The organism is Aneurinibacillus soli (assembly GCF_002355375.1).
Lineage (GTDB): Bacteria > Bacillota > Bacilli > Aneurinibacillales > Aneurinibacillaceae > Aneurinibacillus > Aneurinibacillus soli.
In genome coordinates this window covers 612,515-626,123 of sequence record NZ_AP017312.1, presented here as the reverse complement: position 1 = coordinate 626,123, position 13,609 = coordinate 612,515, and the positions used below count along the sequence as shown (strand labels likewise).

Genomic DNA, 13,609 nt, shown 5'->3' with positions numbered 1-13,609 from the left:
TTTCTAGACCATATTCAATAACAAACCAAGCCGACAAATCATATTCTCCATCCATGATTGTCGATATGTATCAGGACAGAGAAAATACTGAATCCGTCCTGACAACGAACGCCGACTCTGTAAAAACCTTGTGAGGATTCGCTTATTCTTCGCGTCAAGCTGATCGCCGTATAAACGCATGAACTCCTCGTTTTGCTTCGTTATAAATCGATACTGCTTCTCTTTACGATAGCGCCGCACACGCCCAATCCATCTCCCCACTCCTGTATGACCCGTACCTACCGTGTTGGCTGCATGCTGCCGATACAACATGCTTGATTCCGGGTCATACACAACCGTACCGAATGCAGATACGACAAGATAAAACCACCAGTCATGCATCACCACGTTGCGTACATCTGGCAGATGTTGCAAAAGCAATCGTCTAGCTGCCTGATTCATGACAATGGTACATCCCGTCGCCATGCTTTGTACAAGAGCATTTTCAAAAGCCGGACCTCGTTTATGCAAGGGGTACATGCCAAGCGAGACGAGTTCCTCATTCACCAGCTCGACACGGCTGCAGTACATCGCCGGAACAGCCGCATCAATCGCATTCAACTTCCGAACCGCTTTCTCTATTTTTTCCTTGTGCCAGTAATCATCCTGATCGCACAGCGCCACATAGCCTACTTGATCAGATGCTTGTTGTAAAAGGGTGAAGAAGCTCGGAATGACCCCGATATTACTTCCTACCAATACGTCCATCTGGTACTGCTGCTCGTATTTTTTTAGAATCTCTCTCGTCTGATCGTGAGAGCCGTCATCCCGAATCAAAATGTGAATCGGCTTGTATGTTTGCGCAAGCAAGCTGTCCAGCTGCTCTGCTACAAAAGCTGCACCGTTATACGTGGACAATAGAATTTGTACAGTCTTCATACTGTCTTTCATCCACTTTCCTCCATGAAGCTGTGCAGTGCTTCTCTCCAGTGTCGCAACTCATCCATTCCTTGCAGACGAATCATCATATGATCGAGCACAGAGTATGCCGGACGCAGCGCAGGCAGTGGGTACTCAACCGTTGGAATCGGATGCACGTGAATATGAGCAAGACCCGCTTCTTCGAAAATCGCACAGGCGAATTCATACCAGGAACACACGCCGCTGTTCGAAGCATGGTACGTTCCGTACACCTCGGTTTCCAGAAGCTGTAGGAGAAACATAGCCAGATCAACTGTATAGGTCGGCGTCCCAAGCTGATCGTGCACAACCCGAAGCTCACTTCGCGTCTCGGCGAGCCTAAGCATCGTCTTCACAAAGTTATGTCCATGCTTACCATACACCCAGGATGTCCGTACAATGAACCATCGCGAGCAAAACTGCCTGATGAACTCTTCTCCTGCCCACTTCGATCTGCCATATACGTTAACAGGGTTTACAGGCGCAAACTCTGAATAAGGCACATCCACTGCTCCGTCAAATACATAGTCTGTACTTATGTATATCAACCTGGCCTGATAACGCTCCACTTCGATGGCTACGTTACGTGTGCCAAGCGCATTAACCAGATAGGCCCTATCAGAATCCATCTCGGCCTGATCCACCTTTGTATAGGCAGCTGTATGAATCAGAACGTCTGGCCGCACCTGCCTCATGACCTCTTGAACTTGACCCTGATTGGTAATATCAAGCGTATCGCGGCCACATGCATATACGTCATACCCCTGCCCCTTGAGCAGGCGTGTTATATCTGTACCCAGCTGGCCCATTCCACCGGTTACGAGTACTGTGGTCATGTCACACCTCTTCCAGACGCTGTTTGTATTGCTTGTCATAATAGTGCTGGTAGTCACCACGAATGATTCGTTCCCACCACTCCCGGTTGTTCACATACCAGCGAATCGTCTCGACAATTCCGGTGTCAAACGTATACGTGGGCTTCCAGCCGAGTTCTGTCATTAACTTGGTGGCATCAATCGCATACCGCCGATCATGTCCAGGACGGTCCTGTACATATCGGATGAGATTTTCTGATTTGCCCAGCTCTTGTAGCACACGCTTGACGATCTCAATGTTCGGATACTCATTATGACCGCCCACATTGTATACGTCCCCGCTTTTCCCCTGATGGATGACCAGATCGATAGCGGAACAGTGATCTTCGACATACAGCCAGTCTCGTACGTACATGCCATCCCCATATACGGGTAATTCCTTATCATGCAGGGCGTTGATGATCATGAGCGGAATGAGCTTCTCGGGAAAATGATACGGACCGTAGTTATTGGAGCAACGTGTAATGTTCACTGGCAGTCCGTATGTTTCGTGATAGGCGCGCACCAGCAGGTCTGCCCCTGCTTTGCTTGCAGAATACGGACTGTTTGGCGCAAGCGGGGTATCTTCTGTGAAGAATCCGGTGTCACCCAGTGTTCCATACACTTCATCTGTGGAGACCTGTACATATTTTTGGATGTCGTATTTTTTCGCTGCATCCAGCAGGACCTGCGTCCCCATTACGTTTGTTTTCACAAAAATATCCGGCTCTGTAATGCTGCGATCGACGTGTGATTCAGCCGCAAAGTTTACGATGATATCGACACGATCTGCGACAAGAGAATCTACTAGTTCACGGTCACAGATGTTTCCTTTTACAAACTGATAGTTCGGCGATTTCTCTGCTTCTATTAGGTTTTCCAGATTCCCTGCATATGTAATAGCGTCCAGGTTCACAAACTGGTAAGCCGGATATTTTCTCATCATATAATGGACGAAGTTGCTCCCGATAAAGCCTGCTCCGCCTGTCACAAGCATTTTCACAAGTTTTCTTCTCCTATTCAACGTGTATTTCCGCTTCGGCCAGCACCGGATGATGCTTATCCTTCTCGGACAGGATTGGATTCGAGGTCGGCCACGGAATGCCCAGTGCCGGATCATCCCAGGCGATGCCACGGTCATGCTCAGGCGAGTAGTATTCATCGACTTTGTAGAATACGAGCGTATCCGGTACGAGCGTACAGAATCCATGAGCAAAGCCTTGTGGCACGAGCAGCTGTCGTCTGTTATCCTCACTCAAAATGAACGCTTCCCATTGTCCGAATGTCGGGGAGCCGTGTCGAATGTCTACGACAGCATCATAGATGACCCCGGATAGCACGCGAATCAGCTTTGTTTGGGCTTTCGGATGCAATTGATAATGCAAGCCACGTAATACACCTGTCTCGCGTGATAGCGATTGATTGTCCTGTATGAAAGCGGTGTGGATACCGAGTTCATGAAACACACGCTGATTGTAGCTTTCCATGAAGTAGCCCCGTGCATCTCCAAATACGGCTGGTTCCAGCACATATACGCCTGCGAAGCGAGTTCGTTTAATATTCATAGTCGTTCCCCTCTACACCTGAGCAAAAATAACTACCCGATCAAAATCTGCATACTGCTCATACATCGCACCCGGTGGAACAGATAGATATAAACGTTTGAAACCCGCGGCATACAGCATTTGATAAAGGGCAGGCAACGTCGGAACGATCACAACAGACATGCCATGCTGCACGTGATTTTCATCCGCAGAAAACACCCCGATGCCTGCCCCTTTTTTCGGTGTTGTATCACTCCCATTTAGAATCTCAAGCTCGGGAGAGGTTCGCGCCACTTGTGTTTCGATGACACAAAAGTTTTTCGTTACACTTCTTACTTTCCGTAGTGCCCCCATTGGGTTTTCAAGATGATATAAGATGCCAAGGAATAAGGTAAGATCATATTGCCCAGCTACTGATTCATCAAGCTCGAATAAGTCCTGATTAACATACGTGATGTTGTTGAGTCCACCGATTTCTTTCACAACATTCGCCATTTCGAGATGTTCATCTCTCGTATCAAATCCGATGACTTTTTTTGCACCGCGCACTGCTAGCTGCGTCGAAAACCAGCCTTGATTGCATGCGATATCCATACACGTTATTTCATCCCACCGATCTTGAAAGAGTTCATCTAAAAATGGAAAGATAAGATCAGCTCGTGTTTGATGAATTCGATCAATAAGCTCATCTGATACCGAGGTCGCTACGTCATTGGAGAAGGTAAATACATAGAACCAATCTTTATATTGAGATAAATATTCCTTCGTCTTGGTAGACTCATACGTTGTTGGTATGGCATAAACATAATTTGTATTTTCCATCGCTCGACCTCCTGCGCTACTCTCCTACAACTGCTTCGCCAACCGTATCAGGTATTGACCATATTCATTTTGTCGTAATGGTTCTGCCAGGGTCAGGAGCTGTTCCTTTGAGACGTATCCCATCCGATACGAGATTTCCTCCAGGCAGGCTACTTTCAAGCTTTGACGCTTTTCGACAATTTCAATGAACTGAGAAGCCTGAAGTAATGATTCATGTGTACCTGTATCCAGCCAGGCGAAACCGCGTCCCAACAGCTCAACAGTAAGCTCGCCCATTTCGAGGTATGCTTTGTTTACATCGGTAATCTCCAGCTCCCCACGTGCAGACGGCTTGATGGTTTTGGCGATTTCAATCACGCGGTTATCATAAAAATATAAACCCGTTACCGCATACGTAGATTTCGGTTCTGTCGGCTTTTCTTCAATCGAGATGACGGTACCGTCCTGATCGAATTCTACTACCCCAAATCGTTCTGGATCCTTGACGTTATAGCCAAAGACAGTGGCACCTGACTGGCGTCCCGCAGCACGCTGTAGCATATGAGTAAATCCATCTCCATAGAAGATATTGTCACCGAGAACAAGGGCAACGCTGTCATCTCCAATGAAGGATTCTCCAATAATGAATGCCTGAGCCAGCCCATCTGGTGAAGGTTGAACAGCATAGGTGAAGGAAACTCCTAATTCGGCTCCGTTTCCAAGAAGCTGCTCGTAACGTGGGGTATCTTCTGGGGTAGAAATGATGAGGATATCCCGAATTCCTGCCAGCATGAGCACAGACAACGGGTAGTAAATCATCGGTTTGTCGTAAACGGGTAACAACTGCTTTGATACTGCACGTGTTAACGGATAGAGGCGCGTACCGCTTCCTCCCGCTAAAATAATTCCTTTCACGTTCTTCCCCCTTTCTATACCTTTCGCTCTTCGGTAAAAAATAAAGAAATCACATCTGTTACCTTTTGAATATCGTCTTTGTTCATTTCATAATAAATTGGTAAACGCAACAGTCTTTCACTTTCTTTTGTTGTATAACAATCTTCCCCATCAAATCTACTAAAATTAATACCAGCTCTGGTTCCATGTAACGGTATGTAATGAAAAATACTCATTATTTCATTTTCCCTCAACATTTCAATCATATCTGCTCTTTGCTTTGAATTTTGTAATTTAATATAAAACATATGAGCATTATGTCTACATCGTTCAGGAATAACAGGAATTTCCATTAGTCTTCTCTCTGCTAGGGGCATTAAATTCTCATAATATACGTTCCAACTTCTTAATCGATTATTATTAATCTCAGTAGCCATTTCTAGCTGGGCATACAAAAAACTAGCATTTAATTCACTCGGTAAATAGGAAGAACCTATGTCTATCCATGTATATTTATCAACTTGTCCACGGAAAAGCCTTGAACGATCTGTTCCTTTCTCACGGATGATTTCCGCTCGTTCAATAAATCGTTCATCATTAAGGATAATGGCTCCACCTTCTCCACAATGATAATTTTTGGTTTCGTGAAAGCTGTAACAACCTATATGACCAATCGTCCCCAGTGCTCTGTCATGATACATACTCATAACACCCTGTGCAGCATCTTCTATCACTAACAAGTTGTACTTTCTTGCTATTTCCATAATGGAATCCATCTCACATGCAACTCCAGCATAATGAACCGGAACAATCACTTTTGTTTTTTCAGTAATTGCTTGCTCGATAAGTTGTTCATTTATATTCATAGTATCTGGTCGTATATCAACAAAAACAATCTTCGCTCCACGTAACACAAACGCATTGGCTGTTGAAACAAATGTATACGAAGGCATAATCACTTCGTCACCCTCTTGTATATCAGCTAAAATTGCCGCTATTTCTAATGCATGCGTACAGGACGTGGTCAGCAGTGCTTTTTTACACGGGAGGTTTACTTCAAACCAGGCATGACATTTTTTTGTAAATTCACCATCACCAGAAAACTTTCGATTTTCCAGTGCTTGATTCATATACTGTGTCTCTTTGCCAGTAACAGCAGGTCTGTTAAAGGGAATGCTCAAAAACTTTTCCTCCCTACTAGAATGATACTCCCACCTATATGGAGTCTAATCAAGCCCTTGTATCCCGATTCAGCGCAATATAAATAATCTCCCTGACGAGTTAATTCATGCTTTGTCTTTGGACATATAATCATTTCACACCAGCCTGCTTGAGATTATTTAAACAACATGCTTCGAACGTCTTGTGGGGTTGCAATCGGGCGTTCCATAGCTTGGGCCAAATTTACTACTCGTTGAACTAGTGTTACATTACTGGCAAGATGCGTACGTGAATCATCTTCCCAAAGGTTGTCTTCCAAACCAATTCTCACCCCGTCTGCTAGTGTAACGCCCAGAGCGCTCATTTGCTTCTGATACGACCCTATCCCTGCAACAGACCATATCGATTGTTCTGGAAGTTCGGAGACAATGAGCCCCAAATGCATTAATTTAGCCTGTGCCGTCGCAATATTACCTAACAGAATATTGAAATAATAGGGCGGCTTCAGCAACTCTTTCTTAATTAAATAATGCGCGAAATTTACCATCCCGAGGTCGAATACTTCCAATTCCGGCTTAATGTCGCATTCAAGCATCTTTTCGGCGAGTTTTGCAATCATGGAAGGGCTATTTGAGCTCGCCTTGTTATAGAAATTTAAGGATCCAAGTGTCAAGCTAGCCATGTCCGGGCGGAGTTCCTCCTCTAAATTAAGCACTTCCGATCTTTGTTCAAAATCGCCAAAAACCCTCCCACTAGTGGATACGACAATAACTAAATCTTTGTTTACAGATCGGATCCCATGGATAATGGAACCATAAATATCTTTCTTATAGGTCGCCTTCTCCTCTCCGTCACGTGCATGTAAATGTACTATGGAAGCACCCAGCTCGGCACATTTGAGCACATCAGCAACAATCTCTTCCGGATGAATAGGAACGTGAGGCGTCATTTGTTTAACAGGTATAATTCCTGTAGGTGCCAAATTAATAATCAGTTTCTTCAATGCTTACCTATTCCTTTCGTCTGACTTCCTTAGCAGGCACTCCCGCAACAGTAACTTGATCTGCAACATCTTTTGTAACAACTGCGCCTGCACCTACAGTACTAGCTATGCCAACGGTTCTATTAAGCATAACCGTTGCTCCAGCTCCGATAAAACACCCTTTTTTTAGAACAGCCTCACTCCCAATCGTTACTCCCGGGCCAATGAATACATGATCCTCCACTTGAACATCATGACTAATCAAACTCTGGAGTCGTACTGTAACAAAGTTTCCGATTCGCGCTCCCCCCCCAATAACACACCCTTCAGGGAGCAGACAGCCTCGTCCAATCTCAACATAATTCATGTCTATTGCAGGGTGAATAAGATTGGGGATCTGGCAGCCATAGCTGTCTAACAAATCAGCTACCTGCTTAGATCGAGTCCAATGACCGCACACGTTGTTGAAGAAAAATATATTTTTCTTCTCTACAAATTGGGAGATTTTTTCCCTACCGCCTAACACCTTATAGCCACGAAAGACTTCTCCTTGCAGAGATTTCGTGTCATCCAAGAATCCGATAATTTCCCAAGTTGGCTTTTCTTTATTTATGGCATCTATTAATTTAATTAAATCAAAATAAGCTGCACCAAAAATGATGAGTTGATTCATATGCCCTTCCTTATCCGTTATCCGATTACTTATTGTTCTTATATACTTCTCTTATTTTGTATTTAGGAAATCCTTTTACTTCGTACATAATTCGAATTAAGTATTCTCCTATGATTCCTATCGAAAGTAGTAGCAACCCTGAATAAAAATGCAGAGTCAAAATTATACCCCATGTCCAGCCAATAGATGTTCCAGTATGATACTTATAAAACAAACAAAAAAACGTACTCACAATACTTATAAGTGACACCATAACTCCGAAAATACTAATGTATTTTAAAGGCGCGGAACTGAAGTTGATTAAGTGATTTAGGGAGGTTTTAAACAGCAGAAATAATGAGTAATTAGATTGGCCATATTTTCTGGGCTCATGATGAATACGAACATTTGCCATACGTTCTGAACTTGTCGATTTGACTATAAGAGGTCCTAATTGCGGGAACAACGTGTTATATTCTATCAATGTGTCCACCAATGATCTGCGTAAACAACGAAATGATGAGAAGGTCACATTCTTGGGTTTCTTTATTGTTAACTCATTCATTTTACCCATCATAAAACTTCCAACATTCCTAAAAAACGAATGTTTCTTGCTACTATATTCTCCAAACACCACATCCAAATGTGTATTTGACATCATATAGCTATACAGTTTAGTAATTTCCTCAGGTGGATGCTGTAAATCATCATCCATTGTAACGACCAACGCCCCACTCGAGTGAGTTATTCCACATAGTAATGCGCGAAATTGCCCCACGTTAAACATAAGATCAATGACCGTAATGTGCTGATGATGTTCTGACAGGCTCCGTAATACGTGTATCGTCTGATCCTTAGAGCAATCGTTTACATATATGATCTCATATCGAACCTTTAGTTCTTCTAGTGTCCTGATAAGTCGTTCATTTAACTCCATCAGTGACTTAAAACTATTATAGCAGGGTATTACAACAGAAATTTCAGCGGGTTCGTCCATAGGCTCACATCCCCTTAAAACGAAAGCATATATTTTGGTGCATTTTCGACGCCTACATTAAATAATAGATCAATAATACTTAAAGCATGAACAAATGGTTGCGAATGAATTTGCTTATATAAAGGATACCCATTGTAATCCATCCATTCAATATTAATCCCGTTGGATTGAAAAAGAGATTCATCTAAGTAGCTTTTAGCAGCAGGTCCTGATAAATAAGTAGTTGCTTTTGTCTGAAGACACAAATTAAGCAGTCTCTCAGATTTCCCACCAACTAAATCATAGTCCATTGAAAAACTTATTTTTGTTTTTATATTTAAAATCTCACATATGTTTTTGATGAAAAAATGATTGATTTCACTAAGATGGGAAAAGTTTTTTGCCACTTGATAAAACTCAAAGAATTGAGAGTTAGTTTTTTCAAAAAAACAGGCATTACTATAATTATAATAAATAGATTTCCAGTGTTTTTCTGCCCATCTTGAATCACATATTTTTGTTTCGTTGATCTTCTGAAAATACTTCCCCTTAACTAGGACGGGAATTGATAACCATGTTGGACCATTCGCTGTTTGAATTTGATTACGGTTTCTCCAGTCTCTACGGGTATATTGGACGCTATCATACAAAATAACTTCATCAACTTTATTTATTAAATCAAAATAGCCCTTCCAAGGAATGTAATTGGATTGTATAATGGCTACCCGCTTCATTTAAACATTACCCCCAAAAATTCTCTTTTAATACGAGAGATGTCCAGAAGATAAAATTCCTGCGATGAAATTTTCACTACTCCTTGTTGTTTTTCCAATAGATTATAGACATTAGAAATCGCCTCGTATCCCTTCATCTGCTTTTTCGGTGCTATAAGATAATCAATTTTATCCCATATAATATACTTCATAATCTCTGTTTCACTCGTAAACAATTCGGGGTTACCCAAACGCACCCTGCTGATATCCAGAGATTCACTGCGACAAGGCAATTTATGCACCAACGTGGGATCAACACCAAAAGCTAAACACTTTTTGACCCCGGCATCTGCATTACTTTTTTCTTCAATATAACTCCTAATCTCACCTAAACCATTGTTGAATAGCTCCGTTTTAACCGTATCGCTTGATTCAAGAAATGGCTTATTCAACTTATAATCAAAGGAAGCCGTTCCCCAACTCCATGACCAATGTGATACAAACATTAAAGTAACCTGAAAAGGAATAAAAAAGGCTACACCCATATATACCGCACTTTTTATCTTCTTATTATGTGTATGTATAATCGGATACAAATACATAAGTATCGATAAAATCACCGGGACTATATAATAATTACCATCCCCGCCCTCTGGAAAGAAAGTTTGATAATATACACCTGTCAAAACAACCGGAAAAAAAATAACCATGTATTGTAGATAACTCTTAATTGGTATTTTTCTAAAAATCACTAACACTAAAACAAGGATAAATAAATAAAAAGATATATTTCCTGGCCATACCATAACATAATGGCTATATCCCCCCGGGTTAAACAAAAGCCTATACCAATGTCTCATGACTTCTAATATATTTTCTCTTTCCCCAGCAATTGCTTCCACATTTTTCGCCAAAGGGTATTTAATTTCAAAGCCCAGCTTCATCCATAGGCCACCTAGAATAGAATATATGGGATACCCTGTCAAAATATATGTGCGATAATGTATACCAAGCACAGTCAAGATGGTTATTGCACATATGAACATATACGAAGTTTTAATTTGACCTATACATGCTCTCAGGAGTTTTTTTATTTCCAATCCCCTGTATATACCAATTGTAAGGTGGATAGCAAAACCCAATAAAATCATTGGCATATATACCAAACTAGAAAGTTTGCCCCCAAATGATAAAAACGCGGACATGAAACTAAATATAAGGTAGTGTAGTTCAAATCTATCTCGAATAAAAAGCCACAAATAATACGTGCTTAATATAATAAGAAACGCGGTAAACATGTCCGTTTTTGCAGTTGATGCCATATTCGAAATTCCAGGTATCGTACCGATCAATATGGTGATATAAATCCCCTCTACTGTTGTTGCTCCTAGCGATTTTAGAAAGGCGCATACTACAAGTAAGAGCAACGCAAAAAAGAGGATGGTGCCAGCATAAATAAAACTATAATCCCCCAAATTACTAATCGGAAGCAAGAACAATTCGAATAACTTTGGATAATAATGAACAAACTGTACTAATCCAAGGTTCTCAAATATGGAGTGATTACCCATCAAAACATACTCTGGCCGCAATCCATACCAAATAGAGTCATAATCAATGGCTCTATTTGACTTTGCAAATTGAACCAGTACCAGAATGAGAAGGAAGATCCCTCCCACTCTTTCGACTTTACCACTGTTCATTATTTTCATAGCAATTTTGAAACTTAAAGGGTAATCCCAGCCACGAAAAGAACCACTTATTATACAAAATAATAAAATCAATACGGTCAACATTCTCAATTCATGAAATGTACCGTGTCCTAATAAAGATAAAAAAATAGCGAAAAATCCCCAAAAAGACAAACCGATAACACATGAATCAAAGTAATCTATTATTTTATTTCGCTTTGAAATCCCTACTAAACGTCGTACCGTTCCCCCAAAAAATATAATAATTTCAAAGTAAAAAAGTGCTGCCACAGCAGGTTCCAAAACTTGATGAAGCCTCAAATAAAGCCCTGTACTAATCAGAATAATGAACAAAAAGAGTCCTTTATGATCTAGTTTACTTGCACAAAACGATAAAAAAAGGAAGAGAACTACTAACTCTATCCCACCTTGAACACTCTCCGGTTGTACAATATGCCACTTATATACATCAAAAAGAATATTCTTAGCTCCGATGAGCTGAAAAATAATGGATGACAAAAAACAAAAAACAAAAAATGCGGAAAATCTTATCCTGTATTTTCCCTCCATTCAAAAGCTCCTATCCATTTATAATCTCCAAGACCTTTCTAACATTTATATTTCTCTGCAATTTGACGGGAAGTAGAATATTTATTTTGACTCCGGCCTGTGTACCGGCTTGTATATCAGATTTTCTATCTCCTATTAGGATAGATCGAGATAGATCAATTCCATGCTCCTTTTCCGCCCTTACAATCATTCCAGGGTTCGGCTTTCTTTCGAAACTATCTTGCTTATAATCCCCTACCCCATATTCTGGATGATACGGGCAATAATACACATGCGTAATATGTATTCCCTTCTCTTTAAACCGCTCTACCATCCAGTCATTTAGTATATGAAACTGTTCTTCTGTATAATAACCCCGTCCAATACCAGCCTGATTTGTAATAACAATCAGCAAATACCCTTGCTCCTGAAAATAATGTAGAAGCTCAAATATCCCATCCATAAACTCAAAATCTTCAATCTTATGAACATAGTTCTTTTCAACATTAATAACTCCATCCCGGTCTAAAAACACAGCTTTGTTTTTCATATGCAGCTATGCAGCTCCCCCTGTGCCTTTTCATAATCTTCTGGAATCCCAATGTCAATAAAATACCCTTCTGAAATAAACCCATACATCTCTTTTTTCATAATAAACTTCTCTAAAACATCACTTTCAAACGAAAACGTATTCGGTAGGCTTTCTATCTCTAAGCACTGTTTGTTTATGATATAAATCCCACCATTAATATTGCCACTACTGTGATACCCTTTTTCCTGAAAAGATCGTACTCTTCCATTCTCCACCATAACAGCGCCATAACGGCTAAAGTCTTCCATGCGCTTTAGCGCTATCGTAATATCCGCACCGTGAACCTGGTGAAATCTAATCATACCCTGTAAATCTACAGCAAAAAAAGTATCCCCATTCATAATAAAAGCATCTTGTTCTGTTACTTTCTCCAATGCTCTTTTTATTGCTCCACCTGTTCCGAGCGGCTCATCCTCTACAGAATATACAATAGACATGCCACAATATTCATAACCAAAGTATGCTTCGATCACTTCATGCTTATATCCTGTTGATAAAATAACTCTATTTATCCCCTGCTTTGCAAGATAGTGAAGGATATAATGCAAAAATGGCTTATCATCGATCGGGGCCATCGGCTTAGGAACATCCGATATAACACTTCGTAATCGAGTTCCCAGCCCCCCTGCTAATACGATTGCTTCCATATCAAACACCATCTCTTATAGCTTGAACTTGAAACCCTGCCCCAAATAGCTGTTCTTCTACAATCGCACAAATAATGTGCCCAATTAAAATGTGAGACTCCTGAATTCTTGGGGTTTCTACAGATGGAACCTTAATGCAATAATCGCATAAAGCAGCCATCTTTCCCCCCGTCTCTCCAGTAAATCCAACTGTGACAATCTCTTTCTTTCTACATTCTTCTAACGCTCTGATAATGTTCGATGAATTGCCTGAAGTGGACATACCAATAAACATATCTCCCGCTACTCCATTCGCCTGAATTTGACGGGCAAAAAGATGTTCGTACCCATAATCATTCCCAACAGCTGTTAAAACAGAAGTATCGGTTGTGAGTGCAATCGCAGGAAGACCCGGCCTATCAAAATAAAACCGATTCACAAATTCTCCTGCGATATGCTGGGCATCTGCTGCGCTTCCTCCATTTCCAGAAATAAGGATCTTATTTCCATTCTGATATACCTCCACGGCCTTTCTCGCAATGGTTTCGATCAGTTCCATGAGATTCTCATCCGCTAGCAGCTTCTGCTTTACTTCTATCGAACGCTCGATCTGTGCTCGAATATACACCTCCATA

General features: G+C 41.2%; 15 protein-coding genes. All 15 read right to left on the bottom strand.

Annotated features, from left to right (window positions below; all coding sequences use genetic code 11):
• Positions 1–3: 3 nt before the first annotated feature.
• Entirely contained in the window at positions 4–930 is a 927-nt protein-coding gene (locus CB4_RS03235) for a glycosyltransferase family 2 protein (RefSeq protein ID WP_096463560.1), read from the bottom strand.
• Positions 927–1,775: a dTDP-4-dehydrorhamnose reductase gene (rfbD, locus tag CB4_RS03230; RefSeq protein WP_096463559.1), complete on the bottom strand. Its 849-nt coding sequence runs from the start codon at positions 1,773–1,775 to the stop codon at positions 927–929. The genes CB4_RS03235 and rfbD overlap by 4 nt, the downstream gene beginning before the upstream one ends.
• Before the next feature lies 1 nt (position 1,776).
• Positions 1,777–2,796, bottom strand: coding sequence for a dTDP-D-glucose-4,6-dehydratase RmlB (gene rmlB / locus CB4_RS03225; protein WP_096463558.1), 1,020 nt, complete (start codon positions 2,794–2,796; stop codon positions 1,777–1,779).
• Between the two features lie 13 nt (positions 2,797–2,809).
• Positions 2,810–3,358, bottom strand: a complete 549-nt coding sequence (rfbC, locus tag CB4_RS03220; protein ID WP_096463557.1) for a dTDP-4-dehydrorhamnose 3,5-epimerase — start codon at positions 3,356–3,358, stop codon at positions 2,810–2,812.
• A gap of 12 nt (positions 3,359–3,370) precedes the next feature.
• The gene (locus CB4_RS03215; RefSeq protein ID WP_096463556.1) at positions 3,371–4,159 is read right to left on the bottom strand and encodes a class I SAM-dependent methyltransferase; all 789 of its coding nucleotides are present in this window, start codon (positions 4,157–4,159) and stop codon (positions 3,371–3,373) included.
• A 24-nt stretch (positions 4,160–4,183) separates the two neighbouring features.
• Complete coding sequence (gene rfbA, locus CB4_RS03210; RefSeq protein ID WP_096463555.1) at positions 4,184–5,053, bottom strand: glucose-1-phosphate thymidylyltransferase RfbA; 870 nt, start codon at positions 5,051–5,053, stop codon at positions 4,184–4,186.
• Positions 5,054–5,067: 14 nt separating this feature from the next.
• A complete protein-coding gene (gene rffA / locus CB4_RS03205) occupies positions 5,068–6,162 on the bottom strand; it encodes a dTDP-4-amino-4,6-dideoxygalactose transaminase (protein ID WP_096467611.1) in 1,095 nt (364 codons plus the stop codon).
• Positions 6,163–6,368: 206 nt separating this feature from the next.
• On the bottom strand, positions 6,369–7,196 hold the full coding sequence (locus CB4_RS03200; protein WP_096463554.1) for a beta-keto acid cleavage family enzyme: 828 nt from the start codon (positions 7,194–7,196) through the stop codon (positions 6,369–6,371).
• A gap of 7 nt (positions 7,197–7,203) precedes the next feature.
• On the bottom strand, positions 7,204–7,848 hold the full coding sequence (locus tag CB4_RS03195; protein WP_096463553.1) for a NeuD/PglB/VioB family sugar acetyltransferase: 645 nt from the start codon (positions 7,846–7,848) through the stop codon (positions 7,204–7,206).
• A gap of 25 nt (positions 7,849–7,873) precedes the next feature.
• On the bottom strand, positions 7,874–8,824 hold the full coding sequence (locus CB4_RS03190; RefSeq protein WP_096463552.1) for a glycosyltransferase family 2 protein: 951 nt from the start codon (positions 8,822–8,824) through the stop codon (positions 7,874–7,876).
• A gap of 14 nt (positions 8,825–8,838) precedes the next feature.
• Positions 8,839–9,537: a WbqC family protein gene (locus CB4_RS03185; protein ID WP_096463551.1), complete on the bottom strand. Its 699-nt coding sequence runs from the start codon at positions 9,535–9,537 to the stop codon at positions 8,839–8,841.
• Positions 9,534–11,777 carry a hypothetical protein gene (locus tag CB4_RS03180; RefSeq protein WP_096463550.1) on the bottom strand — a complete coding sequence of 748 codons (2,244 nt, stop codon included), beginning with the start codon at positions 11,775–11,777 and terminating at the stop codon, positions 9,534–9,536. Before CB4_RS03180 ends, CB4_RS03185 begins: the two co-directional genes overlap by 4 nt.
• A gap of 10 nt (positions 11,778–11,787) precedes the next feature.
• Positions 11,788–12,306: a D-glycero-alpha-D-manno-heptose-1,7-bisphosphate 7-phosphatase gene (locus tag CB4_RS03175; RefSeq protein ID WP_096463549.1), complete on the bottom strand. Its 519-nt coding sequence runs from the start codon at positions 12,304–12,306 to the stop codon at positions 11,788–11,790.
• Entirely contained in the window at positions 12,303–12,995 is a 693-nt protein-coding gene (locus tag CB4_RS03170; RefSeq protein ID WP_096463548.1) for a nucleotidyltransferase family protein, read from the bottom strand. Before CB4_RS03170 ends, CB4_RS03175 begins: the two co-directional genes overlap by 4 nt.
• Before the next feature lies 1 nt (position 12,996).
• A complete protein-coding gene (locus CB4_RS03165; protein WP_269459515.1) occupies positions 12,997–13,608 on the bottom strand; it encodes a D-sedoheptulose-7-phosphate isomerase in 612 nt (203 codons plus the stop codon).
• Position 13,609 lies beyond the last annotated feature (1 nt).

Coding starts and splice junctions, on each gene's coding strand:
- rfbD (WP_096463559.1), bottom strand. CDS start 1,775: ATGACCACAGTACTCGTAACCGGTGGAATGGGCCAGCTGGGTACAGAT.
- CB4_RS03170 (WP_096463548.1), bottom strand. CDS start 12,995: ATGGAAGCAATCGTATTAGCAGGGGGGCTGGGAACTCGATTACGAAGT.
- CB4_RS03185 (WP_096463551.1), bottom strand. CDS start 9,537: ATGAAGCGGGTAGCCATTATACAATCCAATTACATTCCTTGGAAGGGC.
- CB4_RS03165 (WP_269459515.1), bottom strand. CDS start 13,608: ATGGAGGTGTATATTCGAGCACAGATCGAGCGTTCGATAGAAGTAAAG.
- CB4_RS03215 (WP_096463556.1), bottom strand. CDS start 4,159: ATGGAAAATACAAATTATGTTTATGCCATACCAACAACGTATGAGTCT.
- CB4_RS03175 (WP_096463549.1), bottom strand. CDS start 12,306: ATGAAAAACAAAGCTGTGTTTTTAGACCGGGATGGAGTTATTAATGTT.
- rfbC (WP_096463557.1), bottom strand. CDS start 3,358: ATGAATATTAAACGAACTCGCTTCGCAGGCGTATATGTGCTGGAACCA.
- CB4_RS03195 (WP_096463553.1), bottom strand. CDS start 7,848: ATGAATCAACTCATCATTTTTGGTGCAGCTTATTTTGATTTAATTAAA.
- CB4_RS03180 (WP_096463550.1), bottom strand. CDS start 11,777: ATGGAGGGAAAATACAGGATAAGATTTTCCGCATTTTTTGTTTTTTGT.
- CB4_RS03190 (WP_096463552.1), bottom strand. CDS start 8,824: ATGGACGAACCCGCTGAAATTTCTGTTGTAATACCCTGCTATAATAGT.
- rffA (WP_096467611.1), bottom strand. CDS start 6,162: ATGAATCAAGCACTGGAAAATCGAAAGTTTTCTGGTGATGGTGAATTT.
- CB4_RS03235 (WP_096463560.1), bottom strand. CDS start 930: ATGAAAGACAGTATGAAGACTGTACAAATTCTATTGTCCACGTATAAC.